Source organism: Variovorax sp. UC122_21 (genome assembly GCF_044056785.1).
Lineage (GTDB): Bacteria > Pseudomonadota > Gammaproteobacteria > Burkholderiales > Burkholderiaceae_C > Variovorax.
Genome location: NZ_CP172004.1, coordinates 6,468,442 through 6,489,861, shown reverse-complemented (window position 1 = coordinate 6,489,861; position 21,420 = coordinate 6,468,442). Strand labels below are relative to the sequence as shown.

Annotated in this window: 26 protein-coding genes; 14 read left to right on the top strand and 12 right to left on the bottom strand. The window is 69.8% G+C overall.

Annotation, left to right across the window (positions count from 1 at the left end; translation table 11 throughout):
* Positions 1 to 30 precede the first annotated feature (30 nt).
* From ACHMXE_RS43310 to ACHMXE_RS43290, 5 genes are all read left to right on the top strand, one after another.
* Entirely contained in the window at positions 31 to 645 is a 615-nt protein-coding gene (locus ACHMXE_RS43310; protein ID WP_203203525.1) for a LysE family transporter, read from the top strand.
* Positions 646 to 654: 9 nt separating this feature from the next.
* Complete coding sequence (locus tag ACHMXE_RS43305; protein WP_209540265.1) at positions 655 to 1,572, top strand: AAA family ATPase; 918 nt, start codon at positions 655 to 657, stop codon at positions 1,570 to 1,572.
* 42 nt (positions 1,573 to 1,614) lie between these two features.
* Positions 1,615 to 2,163: an alpha/beta hydrolase gene (locus tag ACHMXE_RS43300; RefSeq protein ID WP_057591807.1), complete on the top strand. Its 549-nt coding sequence runs from the start codon at positions 1,615 to 1,617 to the stop codon at positions 2,161 to 2,163.
* A complete protein-coding gene (locus tag ACHMXE_RS43295) occupies positions 2,163 to 3,125 on the top strand; it encodes a ParB/RepB/Spo0J family partition protein (protein ID WP_203203528.1) in 963 nt (320 codons plus the stop codon). Before ACHMXE_RS43300 ends, ACHMXE_RS43295 begins: the two co-directional genes overlap by 1 nt.
* Before the next feature lie 105 nt (positions 3,126 to 3,230).
* Positions 3,231 to 4,136: a CsgG/HfaB family protein gene (locus ACHMXE_RS43290; RefSeq protein ID WP_203203529.1), complete on the top strand. Its 906-nt coding sequence runs from the start codon at positions 3,231 to 3,233 to the stop codon at positions 4,134 to 4,136.
* A 91-nt stretch (positions 4,137 to 4,227) separates the two neighbouring features.
* Here ACHMXE_RS43290 and ACHMXE_RS43285 read toward each other — a convergent pair whose 3' ends face one another.
* Entirely contained in the window at positions 4,228 to 5,652 is a 1,425-nt protein-coding gene (locus ACHMXE_RS43285) for an FAD-binding oxidoreductase (protein ID WP_203203530.1), read from the bottom strand.
* Positions 5,653 to 5,890: 238 nt separating this feature from the next.
* Here ACHMXE_RS43285 and ACHMXE_RS43280 point away from each other — a divergent pair, with 238 nt between their 5' ends.
* Genes ACHMXE_RS43280 through ACHMXE_RS43270 form a run of 3 tightly spaced genes read left to right on the top strand, consistent with a single transcriptional unit; the run spans position 5,891 to position 7,398 of the window.
* A complete protein-coding gene (locus tag ACHMXE_RS43280; RefSeq protein WP_203203531.1) occupies positions 5,891 to 6,478 on the top strand; it encodes a cob(I)yrinic acid a,c-diamide adenosyltransferase in 588 nt (195 codons plus the stop codon).
* 25 nt (positions 6,479 to 6,503) lie between these two features.
* Complete coding sequence (locus tag ACHMXE_RS43275; RefSeq protein ID WP_395349532.1) at positions 6,504 to 6,866, top strand: hypothetical protein; 363 nt, start codon at positions 6,504 to 6,506, stop codon at positions 6,864 to 6,866.
* Positions 6,867 to 6,876: 10 nt separating this feature from the next.
* Positions 6,877 to 7,398 carry a class IV adenylate cyclase gene (locus ACHMXE_RS43270; protein ID WP_395349530.1) on the top strand — a complete coding sequence of 174 codons (522 nt, stop codon included), beginning with the start codon at positions 6,877 to 6,879 and terminating at the stop codon, positions 7,396 to 7,398.
* Between the two features lie 25 nt (positions 7,399 to 7,423).
* Here ACHMXE_RS43270 and ACHMXE_RS43265 read toward each other — a convergent pair whose 3' ends face one another.
* The 3 genes from ACHMXE_RS43265 to ACHMXE_RS43255 all read right to left on the bottom strand — a co-directional run bounded on the left by ACHMXE_RS43265 (position 7,424) and on the right by ACHMXE_RS43255 (position 9,123).
* The gene (locus ACHMXE_RS43265) at positions 7,424 to 8,062 is read right to left on the bottom strand and encodes a GDSL-type esterase/lipase family protein (RefSeq protein WP_395349529.1); all 639 of its coding nucleotides are present in this window, start codon (positions 8,060 to 8,062) and stop codon (positions 7,424 to 7,426) included.
* 126 nt (positions 8,063 to 8,188) lie between these two features.
* Positions 8,189 to 8,605 carry a VOC family protein gene (locus ACHMXE_RS43260; RefSeq protein ID WP_395349528.1) on the bottom strand — a complete coding sequence of 139 codons (417 nt, stop codon included), beginning with the start codon at positions 8,603 to 8,605 and terminating at the stop codon, positions 8,189 to 8,191.
* An 89-nt stretch (positions 8,606 to 8,694) separates the two neighbouring features.
* Entirely contained in the window at positions 8,695 to 9,123 is a 429-nt protein-coding gene (locus tag ACHMXE_RS43255) for a helix-turn-helix domain-containing protein (RefSeq protein ID WP_203203536.1), read from the bottom strand.
* A gap of 144 nt (positions 9,124 to 9,267) precedes the next feature.
* Here ACHMXE_RS43255 and ACHMXE_RS43250 point away from each other — a divergent pair, with 144 nt between their 5' ends.
* Both ACHMXE_RS43250 and ACHMXE_RS43245 read left to right on the top strand, forming a co-directional pair.
* Positions 9,268 to 9,864: a dihydrofolate reductase family protein gene (locus ACHMXE_RS43250; RefSeq protein WP_203203537.1), complete on the top strand. Its 597-nt coding sequence runs from the start codon at positions 9,268 to 9,270 to the stop codon at positions 9,862 to 9,864.
* Positions 9,865 to 10,017: 153 nt separating this feature from the next.
* A complete protein-coding gene (locus tag ACHMXE_RS43245; protein WP_203203538.1) occupies positions 10,018 to 10,440 on the top strand; it encodes an RcnB family protein in 423 nt (140 codons plus the stop codon).
* A gap of 92 nt (positions 10,441 to 10,532) precedes the next feature.
* On the opposite strand, the gene ACHMXE_RS43240 is transcribed toward ACHMXE_RS43245, so the two are convergent.
* Complete coding sequence (locus tag ACHMXE_RS43240) at positions 10,533 to 10,796, bottom strand: hypothetical protein (RefSeq protein WP_203203539.1); 264 nt, start codon at positions 10,794 to 10,796, stop codon at positions 10,533 to 10,535.
* Positions 10,797 to 10,972: 176 nt separating this feature from the next.
* A complete protein-coding gene (locus tag ACHMXE_RS43235; protein ID WP_057591795.1) occupies positions 10,973 to 11,917 on the bottom strand; it encodes a CysB family HTH-type transcriptional regulator in 945 nt (314 codons plus the stop codon).
* Positions 11,918 to 12,093: 176 nt separating this feature from the next.
* On the opposite strand from ACHMXE_RS43235, the gene ACHMXE_RS43230 reads away from it, so the two are divergent.
* Both ACHMXE_RS43230 and ACHMXE_RS43225 read left to right on the top strand, forming a co-directional pair.
* Positions 12,094 to 12,696, top strand: coding sequence for a TetR/AcrR family transcriptional regulator (locus tag ACHMXE_RS43230; RefSeq protein WP_209540275.1), 603 nt, complete (start codon positions 12,094 to 12,096; stop codon positions 12,694 to 12,696).
* A 204-nt stretch (positions 12,697 to 12,900) separates the two neighbouring features.
* On the top strand, positions 12,901 to 13,818 hold the full coding sequence (locus ACHMXE_RS43225; protein WP_203203540.1) for an alpha/beta fold hydrolase: 918 nt from the start codon (positions 12,901 to 12,903) through the stop codon (positions 13,816 to 13,818).
* Here the strand turns inward: ACHMXE_RS43225 and ACHMXE_RS43220 are convergent, their stop codons facing one another.
* Positions 13,819 to 14,787, bottom strand: a complete 969-nt coding sequence (locus tag ACHMXE_RS43220; protein ID WP_395349527.1) for a fatty acid desaturase — start codon at positions 14,785 to 14,787, stop codon at positions 13,819 to 13,821. It lies immediately after the preceding gene.
* A 136-nt stretch (positions 14,788 to 14,923) separates the two neighbouring features.
* On the opposite strand from ACHMXE_RS43220, the gene ACHMXE_RS43215 reads away from it, so the two are divergent.
* Both ACHMXE_RS43215 and ACHMXE_RS43210 read left to right on the top strand, forming a co-directional pair.
* A complete protein-coding gene (locus ACHMXE_RS43215; RefSeq protein ID WP_203203542.1) occupies positions 14,924 to 15,904 on the top strand; it encodes a tripartite tricarboxylate transporter substrate binding protein in 981 nt (326 codons plus the stop codon).
* 4 nt (positions 15,905 to 15,908) lie between these two features.
* Positions 15,909 to 17,516: a rhodanese-like domain-containing protein gene (locus ACHMXE_RS43210; protein ID WP_395349526.1), complete on the top strand. Its 1,608-nt coding sequence runs from the start codon at positions 15,909 to 15,911 to the stop codon at positions 17,514 to 17,516.
* A gap of 1 nt (position 17,517) precedes the next feature.
* On the opposite strand, the gene minE is transcribed toward ACHMXE_RS43210, so the two are convergent.
* The 5 genes from minE to ACHMXE_RS43185 all read right to left on the bottom strand — a co-directional run bounded on the left by minE (position 17,518) and on the right by ACHMXE_RS43185 (position 21,361).
* A complete protein-coding gene (minE, locus tag ACHMXE_RS43205; protein WP_093343682.1) occupies positions 17,518 to 17,796 on the bottom strand; it encodes a cell division topological specificity factor MinE in 279 nt (92 codons plus the stop codon).
* A 3-nt stretch (positions 17,797 to 17,799) separates the two neighbouring features.
* On the bottom strand, positions 17,800 to 18,615 hold the full coding sequence (gene minD, locus ACHMXE_RS43200; RefSeq protein ID WP_057591862.1) for a septum site-determining protein MinD: 816 nt from the start codon (positions 18,613 to 18,615) through the stop codon (positions 17,800 to 17,802).
* Positions 18,616 to 18,679: 64 nt separating this feature from the next.
* Positions 18,680 to 19,447 (bottom strand): septum site-determining protein MinC, encoded by a 768-nt coding sequence (gene minC, locus ACHMXE_RS43195; RefSeq protein ID WP_203203544.1) that lies wholly within the window; start codon positions 19,445 to 19,447, stop codon positions 18,680 to 18,682.
* A 155-nt stretch (positions 19,448 to 19,602) separates the two neighbouring features.
* Positions 19,603 to 20,886 carry a solute carrier family 23 protein gene (locus ACHMXE_RS43190; protein ID WP_209540280.1) on the bottom strand — a complete coding sequence of 428 codons (1,284 nt, stop codon included), beginning with the start codon at positions 20,884 to 20,886 and terminating at the stop codon, positions 19,603 to 19,605.
* A gap of 49 nt (positions 20,887 to 20,935) precedes the next feature.
* Complete coding sequence (locus ACHMXE_RS43185) at positions 20,936 to 21,361, bottom strand: hotdog fold thioesterase (RefSeq protein WP_209540282.1); 426 nt, start codon at positions 21,359 to 21,361, stop codon at positions 20,936 to 20,938.
* Between the last annotated feature and the right edge of the window lie 59 nt (positions 21,362 to 21,420).

Here is a 21,420-nt window from a genome sequence, read left to right as displayed (position 1 = left end):
CCCTTTCCCTCTTTCCACGAGGCAATTCCCATGTTCGGCATCGCTGACTATGGCGCGTTCGTCGCCGCCATCATCCTGTTCCTCCTGATTCCCGGCCCGGGCAATCTGGCGCTGATCACGTCGACCAGCAAAGGCGGGATTCGCGGCGGCCTGGCGGCAACCCTGGGCGTGATTGCAGGCGACCAGGTGCTGATGTGGGCCGCGGTGGCGGGCGTGTCGGCCGTGCTGGCCGCTTACCCGGCGGCCTTCAAGGCGGTGCAATGGCTGGGTGCCGCATACCTGGCCTGGCTGGGCTTCAGGATGCTGCGCGCCAAGCCCGGCTCGGCACCGATCCTCAACATCCGCCCGAGCCACTTCATGCGGCAAGCGCTGATGATCACCTTGCTCAATCCGAAGGCGATCGTGTTCTACATGGCCTTCTTCCCGCTGTTCGTCGATCCGGCCCGCCACCAGGGCATCGTCACCTTCGGCGCGATGGCTGTGACGATCGCGGCGCTGACCTTTCTCTACGGCCTGACCTCCACCTTGCTGACACACTTCCTGGCCGAGCGCATCCGCGCCAATCCGCGGATCTCGGCCGTGCTCGAGAAGCTGGCCGGTGTCTTCCTGATCGCCTTCGGCGTCAAGCTCGCCGCCTCGAACTGATCCTCCTCCATGGCCAAGATTTTCTGCATCGCCAACCAGAAGGGCGGCGTCGGCAAGACCACCACCACCGTCAACCTCGCCGCCGGTCTGGCCAAGGTGGGCCAGCGGGTGCTGATGATCGACCTCGACCCGCAGGGCAATGCCACCATGGGTTCGGGCATCGACAAGCGCCAGCTCGAGACCACGGTGTACGACGTGCTGCTCGAATCGGCCTCGGTGGCCGAGGCGCGGGTCCGGGCCGACAAGCTCGCGGAGGGCGGCTACGCCTACGACGTGCTCGGTGCCAACCGCGAGCTGGCCGGTGCCGAAGTCGAGATGGTCGCGCTCGATCGCCGCGAGAAGCGCCTGCGCACCGCGCTGGCCGCAGTCGGTGCCGAGTACGACTTCGTGCTGATCGACTGCCCGCCGAGCCTGAGCCTGCTGACGCTCAACGGCCTGTGCGCCGCGCATGGCGTGATCGTGCCGATGCAGTGCGAGTACTTCGCGCTCGAGGGCCTGACCGACCTGGTCAACACCATCAAGCAGGTGCACGCCAACCTCAACAAGAACCTGCAGATCATCGGCCTGCTGCGCGTGATGTTCGATCCACGCATCACGCTGCAGCAGCAGGTCAGCGAGCAGCTCAAGGCCCACTTCGGCGACAAGGTGTTCGACACCGTGATCCCGCGCAATGTGCGGCTGGCCGAGGCGCCGAGCTACGGCCTGCCGGGCGTGGTCTTCGATCCGGCCGCGCGCGGCAGCCAGGCCTTCATCGCCTTTGCCGAGGAGCTGATCGCCAAGATGCCGCCCGCGAGCGCCTTCGCTTCGGGCGCGGTGGCGCCCAGCACGCCGCCGGCACCGGGCCGCAGCTCGCCCGATCTGCCGATCCCCGAAGACGTGCTGGCGCCGGTGGGCGAGCCCAAGTCCAGCAGCGAAAACAACGCCTAACCCTTATCCCATCTACGTAGCTAGCTATAAAAATAATAGCAAATGAGCGCTGAACCCCGCGTCCTCCTCTTGCCCGGCTGGCAGAACAGCGGCCCCGGCCACTGGCAGACCCTCTGGGAAGAAAAGCACCACGACCACCGCGTGGAACAGCATGAATGGATGCGGCCGCTGCGCGGCGACTGGTCGGCGCGGCTCGAGGAGGAAGTACTGGCTTCGCCCGGCGACGTGGTCTTTGCCGCCCACAGCCTGGGCTGCATCCTGGTGGCGGCCTGGGCCGCCCATTCGCGTAACACCGCGCGGGTGCGCGGCGCGCTGCTGGTCGCGCCCGGCGACCTCGAGCGCGAGGATGTGCGCCAGATGATCCCGGGCTGGGCGCCGATCGTGCGCCAGCCGCTGCCATTCCCGGCGGTGCTGATCGCCGCCAACGACGACCCCTACTGCGAGGCCGCCCGCTCGCGCCAGATGGCGAGCGACTGGGGCGCGCGCTTCGTCGACGCGGGCGCGCGCGGCCACCTGAATGCCGAATCCGGCCTGGGCGACTGGCCCGAGGGCCGACAACTCCTGAACGACGTGTCGAAAGAAAAGAACTGATGGCGACCAAGAAACCCAAGGGCCTGGGCCGCGGCCTCGAAGCGCTGCTCGGCCCGACGGCCGCCCCTTCCAGCGACAACGCCGGCGACGGCGGCTCCGGCGAGAACGGCGCGTCGCAGAACCCCAACAGCCTGCGGCTCGACCAGATGGTGGCCGGCGTCTACCAGCCGCGCACCCGCATGGACGAGGGCGCGCTCTACGAGCTGGCCGAGAGCATCAAGGCGCAGGGGATCATGCAGCCGATCCTGGTGCGCCGGCTCGACGAAGCCTCGGCCGCGGCCAAGAACGCCGAGTTCGAAATCATCGCGGGCGAACGCCGCTTCCGTGCCGCCAGACTGGCGGGCCTCGAGAGCGTGCCGGTGCTGGTGCGCGACGTGCCCAACGAGGCCGCCGCGGCGATGTCGCTGATCGAAAACATCCAGCGCGAGGACCTGAACCCGCTCGAAGAGGCCCAGGGCCTGCAGCGCCTGGTCAGCGAGTTCGGCCTCACGCACGAGGCCGCCGCCCAGGCCGTGGGCCGCTCGCGCAGCGCCGCCAGCAACCTGCTGCGCCTGCTCAACCTGGCGGAGCCCGCGCAGGCGATGCTGATGGCCGGCGACATCGACATGGGCCATGCGCGCGCGCTGCTGGCGCTGGACCGCGGCACCCAGATCACGGCGGCCAACCAGATCGCCGCGAAGAAGATGTCGGTGCGCGAGGCCGAGGCGCTGGTGAAGAAGCTCGCGGCCGAATTCAGCCTCGCGGCCACGCCGCGGCGCAGCGGCCAGACCGGCGAGAAATCGCGCGACCTCGAGCGGGTCGAGGAAGAACTGGCCGACCTGCTGACTGCCGAGGTCGAGGTCCGCATCAAGAAGCGCAGCAAGCGCGGCGGCAAGATCGAGGAGAGCGGCGAGCTCGCCATCCACTTCGGCTCGATCGACGCGCTCAACGGCCTGATCGAGCGAATCCGCCGAACGGCCTAAGCCGCTTCGCGGCGTCCTCCGACGTCCGCTTGATTGTTCCAGTCATCCATTGCGCGTATCCTCGCCGCAGCTTTTTTCCACCCGATCTCGCCGAGGGAGCCTTCCATGAAGTTCATCACCACCCGTTTCCCGTTCGCGGCCGTGGCCGTGGGCGCGCTGCTGCTCACGGGCTGCGCCACCACCGACATGCAGATGGGCAGCCAGTCGGCCAAGACCATGGCCACCGGCAGCGCCGCCGGCGGCGCCACCTCGGGCGAGAGCAGCCAGCTCGAGCGCTGCGAGTCGCCACTGGGCACCGTCTCGCTGATCGAGAACGTCAACGCGGGCTGGTACACCATCCTCACGGGCGAATACCGCCTGCCGCCTACTGCAAACCTGTTGCGTTTGCTGGTGCAGCAGTCGAACTGTTTCGTGGTGGTCGAGCGCGGCGCGGCCGGCATGAACGCGATGACGCGCGAGCGCGCGCTGCAGCAGTCGGGCGAGATGCGCGGCGGCAGCAACTTCGGCCGCGGCCAGATGGTCGCTTCGGACTACGGCCTGTCGCCCGAGATCGTGTTCAGCAACAGCGACGCGGGCGGCCTCGGCGGTTCGCTCGGCGGCCTGGTGGGCGGCAACCGCGGCCGTGCGCTGGCCGCGATCGGCGGCAGCATGCAGACCAAGGAAGCCTCGGCGTTGCTGACGCTGATCGACAACCGCTCGGGCGTGCAGGTCGCGGCCTCCGAAGGCAGCGCCTCCAAGACCGACTTCGGCGCCTTCGGCTCCGTCATCGGCCGCAGCGCCGGCGGCGGCCTCGGCGGCTACACCAACACCGCGCAGGGCAAGGTGATCGCGGCGGCCTTCATGGACGCCTTCAACCAGATGGTCCGCTCGCTGCGCAACTACAAGGCGCAGACCGTGCGCGGCCAGGGCCTGGGCGGCGGCGGCCGTCTCGGCGTTGATGGCGGCGCGGCGCCGTCGCAGACCTACGTGCCGGCCGAGCAGCCGCAGCAGCCGGCGCGCCGCCGCAAGTAGTCGAGCGCAGGGCCTGCGGGCCCGCCCAGCAAAAAACCCGGGGCTTCTCGCGAAGCCGCCGGGTTTTTTTCGCCCGATGCGCAGCGTGCGCTCAGAGCTGGAAGATCTTGCCCGGGTTCATGATGTTTTTCGGATCGAGCGCGCGCTTGATCGTGCGCATCATGTCGATCGCGCCGGCACCGGCCTCGGTCACCAGGAAGTCCATCTTGTGCAGGCCCACGCCGTGCTCGCCGGTGCAGGTGCCCTCGAGCGCGAGCGCGCGGCTCACCAGCGCATGGTTGAGCGCCTCGGCCTTCACGCGCTCCTCGGGCACGTTCGGATCGAGCAGGTAGCCGAAGTGGAAGTTGCCGTCGCCCACGTGGCCGACCAGGAAGTAGGGGATGCCGCTGGCATCGGCCTCGGCCACCGAGTCGAGCAGGCAGTCGGCCAGGCGCGAGATCGGCACGCAGGTGTCGGTCGAGATCACGCGGCAGCCCGGGCGCGACTGCACCGCGGCGAAGTAGCTGTTGTGCCGCGCGGTCCACAGGCGCGTGCGTTCTTCCGGCGTGCTGGCCCATTCGAAGGCATTGCCGCCGTGGCCGCTCGCGAGTTCCTGCACCGTCTCGGCCTGTTCCTTCACGCCCGCGGGCGAGCCGTGGAACTCCATCAGCAGCATCGGTTCCTCGCGCAGGTTCAGCTTGGCGTAGGCATTCACCATGCGCACCGTGTTCACGTCGATCAGCTCCACGCGCGCGATCGGCACGCCGAGCTGGATGGTCTCGATGGTGGTGCGCACGGCGGCCTCGATGCTCGGGAACGAGCAGATCGCGGCCGACACCGCCTCGGGCAGCGGATAGATGCGCAGCGTGATCTCGGTGACCACGCCCAGCGTGCCTTCGCTGCCCACCATCAGGCGCGTGAGGTCGTAGCCGGCCGAGGACTTCTTCGCGCGCGTGCCGGTGCGGATCGTGTCGCCGGCGGCCGTCACCACCTCGAGCGCCAGCACGTTCTCTCGCATCGTGCCGTAGCGCACCGCGTTCGTGCCGCTCGCGCGCGTGGCCGTCATGCCGCCGATGGAGGCGTCGGCGCCCGGGTCGATCGGGAAGAACAGGCCGGTGCTCTTGATCTCCTCGTTGAGCTGCTTGCGCGTGACACCGGGCTGCACCGTGACCGTGAGGTCGTCGGCATTGACCGACAGCACGCGGTTCATGCGCGACACGTCGATGCTGATGCCGCCCTGCACCGCGAGCAGGTGGCCTTCGAGCGAGGAGCCCACGCCGAAGGGGATGACGGGCACGCTGTGCTCGCTCGCGAGCTTCACGGCATCGGCCACGTCCTGCGTGCTCTCGGCGAACACCACGGCCGAGGGCGGCGGCGCATCGAACGAAGACTCGTCGCGCCCGTGCTGCGTGCGCACCGCGAGCGCCGTGGAACAGCGCTCGCCGAAGCGGGCCTTGAGCGCGTCGATCAGCACCGGCGGCACCTCGCGCAGATGAAGCTCCGGCAGCAGATGCGAGGTCGAGGTCGGGGCGTTCATCGGAGGTCTCCTGGCTGTGGAAGAGGGGGAAAGAGGGGCGGGGGCGAACGGACCATTCTACGAAGCGGGGCGCGGATCGGCATCGGGCCGATCCCCGTACGGCAGTCGGGCGAGGGGGTTAAGCGGGCGTGACCCGGCGGGCGATGCCGCAGAATCCTCTTCCCGCCTTTCTGCGCGGCCCGCGGCTGGATCGAGGCGCGGAGCGCCTCCAACCCTTCGCCACAGGAACGAACACACCATGGGCAACCGACTCTCGCAGATCGCCACGCGCACCGGCGACGACGGCACCACCGGCCTCGGCGACAACACGCGCGTGCCCAAGGACCACCTGCGCGTGCACGCCATGGGCGACGTCGACGAGCTCAACTCGCACATCGGCCTGCTGCTGTGCGAGCCGCTGCCCGAGGCGGTGCGCGAGCTGCTGGTCGACGTGCAGCACCAGCTGTTCAACCTCGGCGGCGAGCTCTCGATGCCCGGCTATGCGCTGCTCAAGCCCGAGGCCCTGCTGCAGCTCGACAACGCGCTGGCCGACCACAATGCCACGCTGCCGCGGCTGGCCGAATTCATTTTGCCGGCCGGCACCCGCGGTGCCTCGCAGGCCCATGTGTGCCGCACCATCGCGCGCCGCGCGGAACGGGCCGTGGTCGCGCTCGGCGCCACCGCCACGCTCAACGACACGCTGCGCCAGTACCTCAACCGCCTGAGCGACCTGCTGTTCGTGCTCGCGCGCGTGCTCAACCGCGTCGATGGCGGCGACGACGTCTACTGGAAGAGCGAGCGCATGGCGCGCGCTGCCGCCGCGGGCGACGAGCCCGCTGGATCATGAACCCGATGCTTCGAGGAGATCGCCGATGAAACTTCCCCTCCGCCTCCGTCTCGCGGCCGCGTCGTCGCTCGCCGCCTTGCTGCTGCTGCCGGCCGCCGCGGTGCAGGCCCAGAGCGCCGACAACCCGCCGCGCGCGCAGCGCGCCCACACGCTCAAGTCGCCGCCGCGCGACGGCAAGGTGATGGGCGGCGTGCAGCGCGGCACCAATGCCGCGGGCCGTGGCATCGACCGCGCGGACGACGCCACGCGGCGCGGCGTCGACAACGTGTCGCGGCGCGCGAGCCGCCCGGTGCGCAACGTGGGCGAGGCCTTCGGCCGCAAGCTCGCGCCGGGCTCCAGCGGCCGCACCGCGCCGCCGCCGGTCGGCCCGCAGGGCAACGCGCCCTGAGCCCCGGCGCATGGCACGCAACATCGAGATCAAGGCCCGCATCGACAGCATCGAACGCATCGCGGCCCTGACCGCGCCGCTGGCCGATTCGGGGCCGGTGGAGATCGCCCAGGACGACACCTTCTTCCGCTGCGCCGAGCCCGGCGACCGCCTCAAGCTGCGCAGCTTCGCGCCCGACCGCGGCGAGCTGATCTTCTACCGCCGCGCCGACGAGGGTGGCCCGAAGGAATCGTTCTACCTGATCACGCCGACCGCCACGCCCGACCTGCTGCGCGAGTCGCTGACCCTGGCCTGGGGGCAGGCCGGCCGCGTGCGCAAGCAGCGCCGGCTCTACCTCGTGGGCCGCACGCGCGTGCACCTCGACCGCGTGGAGGGGCTCGGCGAGTTCCTCGAGCTCGAGGTGGTGCTGGGCGAGCACGAGGCCGCCGAAGCCGGCGTGGCCGAGGCGCGGGCGCTGATGGCGCGGCTGGGCATCGAGGCCGCGCAGCTTGAGCGCGGTGCCTACGTCGACCTGCTCGCGGCGCGGCGCTGAGGCGCGCCGTGCGGCTTGGTGTCGCTCAGCGCCAGCCGGCCTTCTGCAACTGCGCTGCGATCTGCTGCGCGACCTTCTCGTAGCCCTGCGCATTCGCATGGATGCGGTCGGAGCGCAGCGCCGGATCGGACAGCACGCTCGCATACACCGCCGGGATCAGCAGCGCCTGCTCGGCCGTCGCGACTTCTTCGTAGAGCGGCGCGTCGCTGAGCGCGCCGATGGTCGCGCGCAGCAGCTCGGGCGCGGGCGTGGCGATCAGCGCCACGCGCGGCGTGTGGGTGCGCGCCTGGCGCACGATCGCCGCGATGTTGTCGCGCGTGGTCTGCAGCGGCACGCCGCGCAGCATGTCGTTGCCGCCGATGCCCACCAGCACCGCGTCGTAGCTGTCGGCCGCGAGCAGTGCGTCGAGCCGCTTCAGGGCGCCGGCCGAGGTGTCGCCGTTGATGCCTTCGTTGACCACCTGCCAGCCCGTGAGCGCCGCGAGCTTCGCGGGCCAGTCCTCGCCGGGCGGCGCGCCGTAGCCGAAGGTCAGGCTGTCGCCCAGCGCGAGCAGCTTGGCATCGGCCTTCAACGCCGGCTCCGAGGCCTTGCGCCGGCCGCAGGCCGCGAGCGTGGAGGCGGCGATGCCGCCGGCGAGGAACTGCAGCAGGTGGCGTCGGTTCATGCGTGCGTGAAGGAGGAGAGGAAGAGGGGACGCTGAGGCGGGCGCCAGCTTAGCGGCCGTTTCCATCGATGAGCGAAAGACCGTACGGGACCTGCGCCCGACACATGCGGCGCTCGCCGCGACCACTCAATCGTTCGCCTCGTCGCCCGCGGCCACCGCGCGCTCGCGCAGCTGGAACACGTTGCCCTCGGTGTCGTGCCCGTCGCAGTAGCGATGGCCGCCGAAGGCCCATTCGGCCTCGGCCGGCTTCAATGCGCCGCCGTGCTCGGCGGCCGCGCGCCGCGCATCGCCCAGGCTCTCGACCGGAAAGACGAACTTCAGCGCGGTGTTCTCGCGCCGCGCCGGCGGTTGCGATACATGGACCCGGGCCGCGATGTCGCCGTGCATCGCGACCACGAACAGCTGCAGCGCGGGCGATTCGAGGGTGTGGAAGCCGCCTTCGGCATGGGCGAGCGACAGGCCGGCGACGCGCGTGTAGAACGTGCTCAGGCGCGTCACGTCCTTGGCATAGACGACGGCTGCCGCGACGGTGTGTTCGGTCATCGGACCCCTCGGTGCTGGTTGCTGCGTTGGGGCGGCATTCTGCCAGCGCTCATGCGCGAGCCTGGTGACCGGAAGTGACGCGCAGGCCCTCAGGCCGCGCGGCCCTCGGCATGCGCGCGGCGCAGTTCCGCCTGCAGCTTCTTCCAGAGCGCGGGGCCGCCCTTCTCGAGCGCGGCGGCGTCGGCCGCGCTGTCCTTCGTGACCGGCGTGTGCCTGCGGCCCCAGATGCCGATCTGTGCCACCACCGGCAGCAGGTCGATGCCCATCGGCGTGAGGCTGTAGAGCGCCTTCTGCCGGTGCGTGGGATCGTCGCTCTTGCGCAGCACGCCCTGCTCGACGAGCTTGCCGAGCCGCTCGGTGAGGATGTTGGTCGAGATGCCCTCGTCGGACTGCAGGAACTCGCGGAAGTGGCGCTTGCCCGCGAACATCATGTCGCGCACGATCAGGAGGCTCCAGCGATCGCCGAAGACTTCCAGCGCGAGGTTGATCGGGCAGGTGGATTTTTCCTGGGATGCCATGGCGCGCGCTCCTACGCTTCTCTTTTCGAAACCGCTTGCATTCTTGCACCGGTCGCAAGACACTGCAACCGCGCGCCGAAAACCGATTGCAATTCACAAGCAGTTGGCGCTTCGATCCCTTGACGACCCACCAGGAGACCGTGCATGAGAAAGCTGATCCTTCAGATGCAGATGTCCGTCGACGGCTACGTGTCGGCGGCCCACGCCGACCTGCGCTGGCAGCTCTGGGGCTGGGGCGATCCCTGGCCCTGGGACGAGCGGCTCAAGCAGGACTTCAACACCGTGTTCGACAGCGTGGGCACCATCCTGCTGAGCCGCAAGATCGCGGAGGAGGGCTACATCGACCACTGGGGCCGCGCCGCGACGCGCTTTCCGGCCGACCGCCACTACGCCTTCGCGCAGAAGATCGTCAATGCCGACAAGGTGGTGCTGTCGAACAAGCTCGAGGCCTCGCGCTGGGAGCGCACCGCGGTGGTCCATGGCGACCTGGCCGAAGCGGTCGAGACGATCAAGCGCCAGGAGGGCGGCGACATCATTTCGGTCGGCGGCGTGGGCTTCGCCTCGGCGCTGGTCGCGGCCGGCGTGGTCGACGAGTTCCAGTTCTTCGTCAACCCGGCCGCCGTGGGCGGCGGCCTCTCGGTGTTCAACGACCGCAGCAAGGGCCACCGGCTCGCGCTGCTGCGCTCCGACGCCTACGAATGCGGCATCGTCGTGAACCGCTACGTGCCCGGCCTGCCCTGAAACGGCACCATGGCGCCGCGCGGCCGTAGGAGCGCAGGAGATGCGGATACCAGCCCTTACCTTCTTTCACTTCGCGCCTACCTGAGCCCTGGCTGACCGACACACGGGCCGCCCACAATGGACTCGTCATCACCAAAAGCGAAGGAGTTCCAGATGTTCATCAACAAGACGAAGGGCATGGCCGTGGCCGCCGCGGCACTCGCCATGTGCATGGCAGCGGGAAGCGCCTTTGCGCAAGGCCGCGGCCATGACGGCCATCGCGACGGCCATCGCGGCGGCCCTCCGGGCCATGAGCGCATGGAGCGCCGCGGCCCACCGCCCGGCCACTGGGGCAACCAGGATTTCCGCGACGGACGCCAGTTCGATCGCCGCGGCTTCCCGCAGCCGCATGCCGAATGGCGCCGCGGCGGCCGCGTGCCGGTCGAGTACCGTGCGCGCAACTACGTGGTCAACGACTACCGCGCCTATCGCCTGCAGCAGCCGCCGCGCGGCTATCAATGGGTGGGCGTGGGCGGCGACTTCGTGCTGGCCGCGATCGCCACGGGCGTGATCGCGCAGATCATCGCCGGTCAATAACGGCAAGTGCCCACTGCCGCTGGGTTCCGAGAGGAACCCGCGCGAAAGCCGCCGCAGGCTTCACGCCGCGGCGGCTTTTGCATTTGGAGACCTCAGACGAGCGCGGTGGGCGCGAGCTGCGCGCAGACGTTGCGGCCCGTGATCGTGAGCCGCAGCCCGCCGCCGTGCCATTCGAGCCAGTTGAGGTTCACGTAGGCGTCGATGTCGCTGTCGTCGATGCGGTCGGCATGGCGTTGCTGCAGCAGTTCCACCGTGGCGGGCAGCCCTCGTCGCAGGCGTTCGCGCCGTTCGCTGGCTTCGGCGGCCTTGAGGGCCTTGGCCTTCGCTGAGGGGTGCTGCTGCGAAATCGATGCCATTGCTGATCCGTTCCGGAAAGCTGGGATGAATGCGAATGTACGCTCCTTGTGTGAAGCAACTGGCAGCTTTTTCATGCTTTCGTATGGAAGTCGCCCCGCTTTCGTCGACATCGTGGCCAAAGCCGCGCATCCGCCGTGCGAAGTCCACGCGCCAAGCCCTTGTCGGGCCACGCTTTTCAGATTTCGTAGTGCGAAGCGCGGGTCTCGTCGGTCAGTGCCTTTTCCACCACAGCGCGCGTGAGGGTCGGCGCGAAGGACTCGATGAAGGCATAGACGTACTTGCGCAGGTAGTTGCCGCGCCGCACCGCGAGCTTGGTGAGGTTGATGCCGAAGTGGCGTCCGGCGTCGATCGCGCGCAGCTGCGTGTCGCGCTCGGCCTCGTAGGCCACGCCGGCCACGATGCCCACGCCCATGCCCAGCTGCACGTAGGTCTTGATCACGTCGGCATCCATCGCGGCCAGCACGATGTTGGGCGTGAGGCCGCGCTGCGCGAAGGCTTCGTCGATGCGCGAGCGGCCCGTGAAGCCGGTGTCGTAGGTGATCAGCGGATAGCGCGTGAGCGCGTCGAGCGTGAGCGGCGCGTCGAGCAGCGGATGGCCCGGCGGCACGATCACCGAATGGGTCCAGCGGTAGCAGGGCAGGGCGACCAGCTGCGGGTAGTCGCCCAATGCCTCGGTGGCGATACCCACGTCGGCCTCGCCGTCGATCAGCATCTGCGCGATTTGCTTGGGCGAGCCCTGGTGCAGGTGCAGCTTCACGTTGGGGAACTGGGCGCGGAATTCCTGCACCGCCACCGGCATCGCATAGCGCGCCTGCGAGTGCGTGGCCGTCACCGACAGCAGGCCGCTCTGCTGCGCGACGAACTCCTGTCCGGCATGCCGCAGGTTGCTGCTCTCGAGCAGCATGCGCTCGATGATCGGCAGCACGTGGCCGCCGGGCTCGGTGAGGCCGGTGAGCCGCTTGCCGGCCCGCACGAAGAGCTCGATGCCGAGCTCCTCCTCGAGTTCGCGGATCTGCCGGCTCACGCCAGGCTGCGAGGTGTGGAGGGTATGGGCGACCTCGGTCAGGTTGAAGCCGCAACGAACGGCCTCGCGTACCGAGCGCAGTTGTTGGAAGTTCATCTGGCGCGGAGGTGTCATGTCCCGGAGCGGGACGGACCGGGAATTCTCTGCACAACGGCTTATGCGGGGAACGATGCGTTTGTTGGTTTCACATGAGCAAATCATCTTTGGAGCTGCTGACAGAGCGGCCTTCGCATTGATTTGCTATTTCGCACGACTGTGCTAAAGTTTGCCGCATGGACGCCAAGACCCAGAAGAGCGAACTGACCCGCACCGCCATCGTCGGCGCGGCGATGGATCTCGCGCTGGCCGAGGGCCTGGAGGCGATCACCTTGCAGGCGATCGCCAGCCGGCTGGCCCTGTCCAAGAGCGGCGTGTTCTCGCGCGTGGGATCGCGCGAGGCGCTGCAGAAGGCCGTCATCGAGGAGTACGGCCGCCGCTTCCTGGCCGACGTGTTCGTGCCCGCGATGCAGAAGCCCAAGGGCCTGGCGCGGCTGACCGACATCGTCGAGCGCTGGATCGCGCGCACCCGCGACATCGAGAGCGAGACCGGCTGTCTCTACATGGCCGGCGCCTTCGAGTACGACGACCGCGAGGGCGAGCTGCGCGAGCTGCTGCTCGCCGAGATCACCCGCTGGCGCGCCGCGCTGCGCCGCACCGTGCTGCAGGCGGTGGACAGCGGCGAGCTCAAGGCCGGCACCGACGCCGCGCTGCTGGTGAGCGAGCTCAACGGCCTCGTGATGACCCTGCTGCACGACGCGCGCTTCCTGCGCGATCCGCTGGCCGGCGAGCATGCCGCGCGCAGCTGGCGGCGCATTCTTTCCGACTACCGCGCCTGAGGCTCGTCCCCAGCGCACGCCTTTCGTCTTTGCTTATTCAGATTTCGCACAGTCGTGCGATAAAAAGGAGAAACACCATGCTGATCATCGCCCTCTGCCTGGCCGTCTATGCGGTGGCCCTCGGCGTCGAAACCCTGCGCGAAGCCCTGCGTGCGCTGCCCGGCAGCAACCAGGACTGGGTCTGGTACTGAAGGAGCGCACGGCATGACGAGCAGCGCCACGCCTTCGGGCTCCACCCACGCCGCGCGTTCCGGCTACTACGGCGCCAGCCTCCGGCTGCGCGCCGTGCGCTGGACGCTCGGCGCCATCGAGCGCCTCTGGCCCGCGCTCGGCGTGCGCGCGGCCAGCCGCGTGTTCCGCACGCCGCTGCCGCCCAAGTGGCTCTACCGCGGCCAGGGGCCGGGCGCCGAGTGGCGGCGCGAGACCTGGGCCTTCGAACAGGGCAGCCTCGGCCTCTACCACCTCGCGTCGCAGGCGGGCGCGGTGGCCGAGACGCCCGTGGTGCTGCTGATGCATGGCTGGGGCGGCCATGCGGGCCAGATGCTGCCGCTGGCGCAGGCCCTGGCCGCGGCGGGCCTGCGGCCGGTGCTGCTCGAGCTGCCGGCGCATGGGCGCAGCGCAGGCTGGGCCAGCAACCTGCCGCAGTTCGCGCGCGGCATCGAATACGTCGGCGCGCGGCTCGCGGCCGAGGGCCATGCGCTGCGCGCGGCCATCGCGCACTCGATGGGCGCCAACGCGCTGGCCTATGCGGCGGCGCGCGGACTGCCGGCCGATCGGCTGGTGCTGCTGGCGCCGCCGGCCTCGCCGCGCGAATACACGCGCTACTTCGCCCACGTGTTCGGCCTGCGCGAGCGCACGCGCGCCGCGATGCAGCGGCGCATCGAATCGCGCGAGGGCATCCTGATGCCGCAGTTCGAGCCGCCCGCCGTGGGCCCGCGCATCGCGCGGCCGACCCTGATCGTGCACGACCGCGACGACCGCGTGAACCGCTTCGCCGACAGCGAGGCCTACCGCGATGCGATCGCGGGCGCGCGGCTCGTCGCCACGCAGGGGCTCGGGCACCGTCGCATCCTCAAGGAGGCCGAGGTGATCGAGCGCGTGCTGGGCTTCGTCGCGGGCTAGCTACCAGGCGGGATGCACCGGCACGAACACCGGCCGGAACAGATGCCGCCGCACGATCTGCCCATAGCCGCGGTAGTAGAAGTGGCCGTTGGCCGCCAGCACCGCCGCGCGGTGGCGCCGGAAGTACACCGGGATCTCGTACCAGGGCATGGTCGGCGCGCGGTGGTGCACGTGGTGCAGGTTGTTGAAGAGGTAGAGCAGGCCGAACACCGCGTTCGATTCGACGATCGCCACGCGCTCGTGCGGCGTGTCGGCCCAGCGGTGCTCGGTGAAGGTGCGCAGCGAGCCCAGCATCATCCCCGGGTAGACGAAGCACAGCAGGTACTCGCCCAGGCTCATGCCGGCCACGCCGATCACGAAGTACAACACCGGCGCCACGCTCAGCGCATGCCAGCCCCAGGTCGGCAAGCGCGAGAAGTCGCCGGCCGCGACCCGGCCGGTCTCGAAGCGCACCAGCTTCCACAGCCGCAGGAAGGGCCCCAGCACGACGCGGAAGGCCACCGTCTGGTTCGCCAGGTAGATCCAGCGCCAGAAGCGTCCGTAGCCGGCCCAGGCCGGTGCCGAGTGATAGGCGCTCTCGGAGTCGCGCTCGGGATGCGTGAGGTGGAAGTTGACGTGGTGCGCGCTGTGGCCGCGGTTGTAGAACGGGTACGGCAGCCACAGGTTGAGCGGCGGCCACACCACGGCCCAGCGCAGCCACTGCGGCAGCTGGCGCATCGCGTGGATGCTCTCGTGCTGCAGCGAGAAGTGCAGCTGCGCGAGGTAGCCGCCCGCGACGAACAGTGCCCAGCCCGGCAGCGCCGCATGCCACCAGACCAGCGCGGCCCAGGCCAGGTAGAGCGCGCCCGCGAGCAGCAGGGTGGGCACCTCGTAGTGCCACCACCAGTGGCGGCGGCCGCGCGCGGGCGCCACCGCAACGGCGGGCGTGGGTTGCAGCGGCTGGGTGGAGGTGCGGGCGGCGGTGTTCATGAGGAGGCGGTCCGGCCTGCGATGCTAGGAAGCATCGGCCGCGCCGCATGCGCCCATTCCGCATAAGCAAGGGTGCGAAACTTCGTTCGCGCCGCCGCCCGCGCGACCTAGGCTCGCTGGCTTTTTGCGTCGTCCCATGAACACCCTCCCCTCGCGCGGCCTCGCCGCCTTGTTGCTCGCCCTGTCGACCGTGCTGCCGGCCCGGGCCGCCGCGCCCGACGACTATCCGCAGCGCACGGTCCGCGTGGTCGTGCCCTACCCCGCGGGCGGCATCGCCGACAAGATCGGCCGCGAGGTCGCCGAGCAGCTGCAGCAGCGCCTGAAGCAGCCCGTGGTGGTCGAGAACCGCAGCGGCGCGGCCGGCAACATCGGCTTCGACCACGTGGCGCGCCAGCCGGCCGATGGCTACACGCTGCTGCTCGCGCCGGCCTCCAACCTCACGGTGCAGCCCGCGCTGTTCAAGCAGCTGAGCTACGACCTCGCGCGCGACTTCACGCCGGTGTCGCTGCTGGTGCAGACGCCGCAGCTGCTGCTGGTCAATCCCCAGGTGCCGGTCAACAGCCCGCGCGAGCTCATCGACTATTCGAAGAAGAACCCCGGCAAGGTCAACTACGGCATCAGCGTGGGCGCCTATTCGCACCTCGCGGGCGAGTTGCTCAAGTCCCGGACCGGCGCCGACTTCACGCCCATCCCCTACCAGGGCAGCGCGCCCGCCCTCAACGACCTGCTCGCGGGCCAGACCCAGTTCATCTTCAACGAGGTCGTGACCGCGATCCCCTTCGTCAAGGCCGGCACGCTCAAGCCGCTGGCCGTGGCCTACCGCAGCCGCGCGCCCTGGCTGCCCGAGGTGCCCACTGCGGCCGAGGCGGGCCTCGGCGACTTCGAGGTCACCTCGTGGTACGGCGTGGTGGTGCGCAGCGGCACGCCCGCGCCGCTGGTGCAGCGCCTCTCGCGCGAGCTGCGCGAGATCGTGCAGTCGGCCGACTTCCGCAAGCGCTACGACGACATCGGCGCCTTCACCGTCGGCAGCTCGCCCGAGGAGTTCGCGCGCTTCATCCAGACCGAGACCGTCAAGTGGACCGCGGTGGTGAAGCAGGCCGGCATCCAGCCGAACTGAACACATGAGCGCGCACGACCGCCCCACCCTCGATGCCGCGGCGCTGCATGCGCTGCTGCTGGCCGCCGACGGCCCCGAGCTCGCGCTGCTCGACGTGCGCGAGACCCGCCACTACGTCGCGCGGCATCCGAACCTCGCGCGCAATGCGCCGCTGAGCGGCCTCGAGCCGCAGATCGCCACGCTGGTGCCGCGCCGTTCCACGGCGATCGTGCTCTACGACGACCGCGCCGCGCCCGATGGCCCCGCGCACGAGGCCGCGGCCGTGCTCGAGCGCCTGGGCTACATCGACGTGCGCCTGCTGGCCGGCGGCATCGAGGCCTGGGCCGCGCGGGGGCTGCCCGTCATCGACGGTTACGGCACGCTGGTCAAGGCCTTCGGCGACCGCGCGCGGCTGCACTTCGGCACGCCCTCGGTCGGTGTCGAGGCACTGCGCGCGCGGCTGCGCGATGGCCGGCCCACCACGCTGGTCGATGCGCGGCCGCGCGCCGAATTCGAGTTCCTCTCGCTGCCCGGCGCGCGCAACCACCCCGGCACCGAGCTCGCATTGCGGCGCTTCGAGGCACCCCCCGATGCCGACCATCTCTGGGCCGTCAACTGCTTCAGCCGCACGCGCGGCATCGTCGGCGCCACCACCCTGCGGCTGCTGGGCCGCGCGCGCGACGCGGTGTTCGTCGAGGACGGCGTGATGGACTGGGGCCTGCATGGCGGTCCCGTGGTGCAGAACGCCGCGCCGGCCGACCTGCTGCCGGCCGAGTCGCCCGAGCGGCTGCGCGAACTGGCCGACGGCCTGATCGCGCGCCACCGCCTGCCGCTGGCCGATGCCGCCCAGCTCGCGCGCTGGCAGGCCGACCCGCGGCGCAGCCTCTACCTGTTCGACGTGCGCCCGCAGCCCGACCCGGCCTTCGCGGGCACGGCCGTGCAGCAGGTGCCGGGCGGCCAGCTGCTGATGCATTTCGAGAACCTCGTGGGCACGCGCGGCGCGCGCATCGTGCTCATCGACGACCCGGCGCACCGGTTGCGCGCCGCCATCACGAGCTTCTGGCTCACGCAGCTCGGTCAGGCCGAGGTGTTCGTGTTCGACGGCCCGCTGCCCTCCCAGGGCCTGCCGCCGGCCCCTTCCACCGCGATCGCCGATGCCCCGCCCGCCATCGAGGCCGGGGCGCTCGAAGGCGCCACGGTGGTCGACGTCGGTCCGAGCCTGGACTACGAGCGCGGCCACCTGCCGGGCGCGCTCTACCTGCTGCCGGCCTCGCTGGCACCGATCTCTCCATGGATCGTGCCGGGCCGCACGCTGGTCTTCACCTCGCCCGACGGCATCGCGGCGAGCCGCGTGGCGCGCGATGCGCAACGCCGCTGGCCCGAGGCCGGCGTGCGCTTCGGCTGGCTCGCGGGCGGCACGCAGGCCTGGAAGGCCTCGGGGCGGCCCTTGTCGACCACGCTCGAGGCGGCGCGCCTCTTGACCCCTTTCGACGACGACTGGGGCTCGGTGATGCGCGTGTTCGGGCCGCGGCGCGACCCGGCCTGGGCCGACTACCTGGCGTGGGAGCGCGCCCTGTCGGCGCGCGTGGTCGCGGACCCGACGGTCCGCTTCCGCTTCTTCGCGCCGGACTGACTCAGCGCGCCGGCGTGGGCGCCGGGTCGGGCAGCTCGATCTTGATGTCGAGCACCTCGAGGTTGTCCTGGGTTTCCAGGTGGACCTTGATGTCCTCGGGATTGATGGCCACGTACTTCGAGATCACCGCCACCAGCTCGCGCTGGAGTTCGGGCAGATAGTCGGGCCGCCTCTTGCCGCTGAGGCTGGAACGCTCGTGGGCGAGGATGATCTGCAGGCGTTCCTTGGCAACGCTGGCAGTCTTCTTCTTTTCGCCAAGGAGGAACGAGAGGAACGACATGCCTTATCTGCCTCCGAAAATCCGCTTGAAGAAGCCGGGCTTCTCGGCCTCGACGAAGCGCATCGGCTTGTCCTCGCCGAGGAAACGCGCGACCACGTCGCTGTAGGCCTGGGCCACGTCCGTGTCCTTGTCGTGGATCGCGGGCACGCCCTGGTTGGAAGCGTGCAGCACGCTCTCCGACTCCGGGATCACGCCGATCAGCGGAATGCGCAGGATGTCCTGGATGTCCTCCAGCGACAGCATCTGGCCGCCCGCCACCCGGTTCGGGTTGTAGCGCGTGATCAGCAGGTGTTCCTTGACCGGGTCGCCGCCGTCCTTGGCGCGCTTGGTCTTGCTGCTGAGCATGCCCAGGATGCGGTCCGAGTCGCGCACCGACGAGACCTCGGGATTGGTCACCACCAGCGCCTCGTCGGCGAAGTGCATGGCCATCATCGCGCCGGTCTCGATGCCCGCGGGCGAGTCGCAGACGATGTAGTCGAAGTCCATCGCCGCCAGGTCGGCCAGCACCTTCTCCACGCCTTCCTGCGTCAGCGCTTCCTTGTCGCGCGTCTGCGAGGCGGCGAGAACGAACAGGTTCTCGCACTGCTTGTCCTTGATCAGGGCCTGGCTCAGGTTGGCCTCGCCCTGGATCACGTTGATCAGGTCGTACACCACGCGGCGTTCGCAACCCATGATCAGGTCGAGGTTGCGCAGGCCCACGTCGAAGTCGATCACGGCCGTCTTCTTGCCCGCGAGCGCGAGGCCCGAGGAGAAGCTGGCGCTCGTGGTCGTCTTGCCGACGCCGCCCTTGCCCGAGGTCACCACCACTATCTTGGCCATGGCCATTCCTTCTTGTTTCGATTCGGTTGTTGCTGGATCGCTGCCGCGTCGTCCCGCCCTGCCGTCAGGCAATGGGCTCGATCACGATTTTCTTGCCGTCGAGCCGGATCTGGGCCGCCTTCGCGAGCACCGTGTCGGGCAGCGGCACTTCCGAGGTCCGGTAGATGCCGGCCACCGCCACCAGCTGGGCTTCGAGGCAGGTCGAGAAGATCCGCGCCTCGGTGTTGCCGCGCGCGCCGGCGATCGCCTTGCCGCGCAGCGGCGCGTACACGTGCACGTTGCCGTCGGCGATGACCTCCGCGCCATGGCTCACCACGGCCGTCACGATCACGTCGCCGCCGCGGGCATAGACCTGCTGGCCCGAGCGCAGCGGCCGGTCGATCAGCAGCGTGCCGTTGGCCGGCACCGGCACCTCGCGCACGATCTGCGGCGCGGGCGACGGGGTGGCCGGCGGCGGCTCGGCCGGGCGCGGGGCCGGGGCGGCGGGCATGTCGGTCACCACCAGGCCGGCGGCGCGGGCCGCGGCGTGCTGGGCCTCGCTGCCGCCGCGCACCGCGATCGGCTGGGTCTGGTGGCGCGCCAGCAGGCCGCGCAGGGCCTCGAAGTCGAGCGCGTCGCCCGCCCCGCCCTCGGCCGAGGCTTCCGGCAGTTGCGAGAGATCGATGACCACCGGTTCCTGTTCGAAGAAATCGGGGGAATCCGCCAGCTGGGCGTCGAGCGCCTCGGCCAGCACGCCCAGATCGGTCGTCTTGAGGATGACTGCGATCAGCGGCAGCGTGGCGCTCTTGAATTCGAATACCGCCCTGGTGCGCGCGGCGGAAACATCGGCCATTGGAAAACGTCTGGAAAACGTCGGTGCGAAAAGCCTCGGAGTCTAACGGGCGCGGGCCGCGCGGCGGTGCGGCGCCGCGGCCCGGGCCGCCCTGGAAGCACATTTATTGCACGAGGTTTCACTTTGGGGGCTTGTCGGGCGCCCCCGGGAGCGTCTCAGTTCTTCGTGCGGCCCAGCAGTGCGTAAAGAATGATGGCGCCGAAGGTGGCGGTGCCGATGCCGCCCAGCGCGAAGTCGCCGAACTTCAGCGTGAAGTCGCCGGTGCCGATGATCAGCGTGATCGCGGCCACGATCAGGTTCTTGTTCTGCGAGAAGTCGACCTTGTTGTCGACCCAGATCTTGGCGCCCGCCACCGCGATCAGGCCGAACACCACGATGCTCACGCCGCCCATCACCGGCAGCGGGATGGCCTGGATCAGCGCGCCGAACTTGGGGCTGAAGCCCAGCACCAGCGCGATCACCGCCGCCACCACGAACACCGCGGTCGAGTAGATGCGGGTGGCGGCCATCACGCCGATGTTCTCGGCATAGGTGGTCACGCCGGTGCCGCCGGCCGCGCCGCTGACCACGGTGGCGATGCCGTCGCCGATGAAGGCGCGGCCCATGTAGCCGTCGAGGTTGCGCCCGGTCATGGCCGTCACCGCCTTCAGGTGGCCCAGGTTCTCGGCCACCAGGATGATCGCCACCGGCGCGATCAGCAGCATCGCGTTGGCCGTGAACACCGGCGCGGTGAAGGCCGGCAGGCCGAACCAGGCCGCGGCGGCGATGCCGCTGAGGTCCACCGGCTTGCCCAGGCCCATGCCGTTGGTCAGCACGGCATAGACGACGGTGGCCAGGATCAGCCCCACCAGGATCAGGAGCCGCTGCACCATGCCGCGCGTGAACACCGCCACCAGGCCGACGCAGAGGAAGGTCAGCGCCTGCATCCAGGCGTCGAAGTTGCCGGCCGCCATGTTCTTGATCGGCACGTTCGCGAGGTTGAGCCCGATCACCGCCACCACCGCGCCGGTCACCACCGGCGGCATGAAGCGCTCGATCCAGCCCGTGCCCACGGCCTGCACGATCGCGCCGATCAGGATGTAGACCACGCCGCAGGCCACGATGCCGCCCAGTGCCACCGCGATGTTGGCGTTGGGCCCCTTGCCGGCGTAGCCGCTGGCAGCGATCACCACGCCGATGAAGGCGAAGCTCGAGCCCAGGTAGCTGGGCACCTTGCCGCCCGTGATCAGGAAGAAGATCAGCGTGCCGATGCCGCTCATCAGGATCGCGATGTTGGGGCTGAAGCCCATCAGGATCGGCGCCAGCACGGTGGCGCCGAACATGGCGATCACATGCTGCACGCCCATGAATCCGGTCTGGACCCAGGGCAGGCGTTCGTCGGGCGCGACCACGCGCCCCTCGGTGGCGGCGACTTCGCGCCAGGTGAATGGACTGCTCATGCTGTGTCTCCTCTTGTCGTGTTCCAGGCTTGTAGGGTGCCGGTCATGCTCAGCCCTTGGGCTGGAGCACCGCCATTGTGATGCGCGAAACGCAGGTCAGCTCGCCCGCCTCGTTGGTCAGGTCGATCTGCCAGACCTGGGTGCTGCGCCCGCGGTGCACCGGGCGGGCGGTGCCGATCACCCAGCCGCTCGAGGCCGAGCGGATGTGGTTGGCGTTGATGTCCAGGCCCACGGCGCGGTCGCCCTCGGGCGCCGAATAGTGGGCGCCGCACGAGCCCAACGTCTCGGCCAGCACCACCGACACGCCGCCGTGCAGGATGCCGTAGGGCTGGCGCGTGCGGTGGTCGACCGGGCAGCGCGCGCGGATGAAGTCGTCGCCGACCTCGAGGAATTCGATGCCCAGGTGTTCCACGGTGGTGCCGACGTGGCTTTGGGTCAGGGCCTCGACCGAGATGTCTTTCTTCCAGATGCGCATGGCGTGCTCGTCTTTCGTCTTGGTGTGCTTCGAAAAGGGTGGCGGAAACTATAGCGACG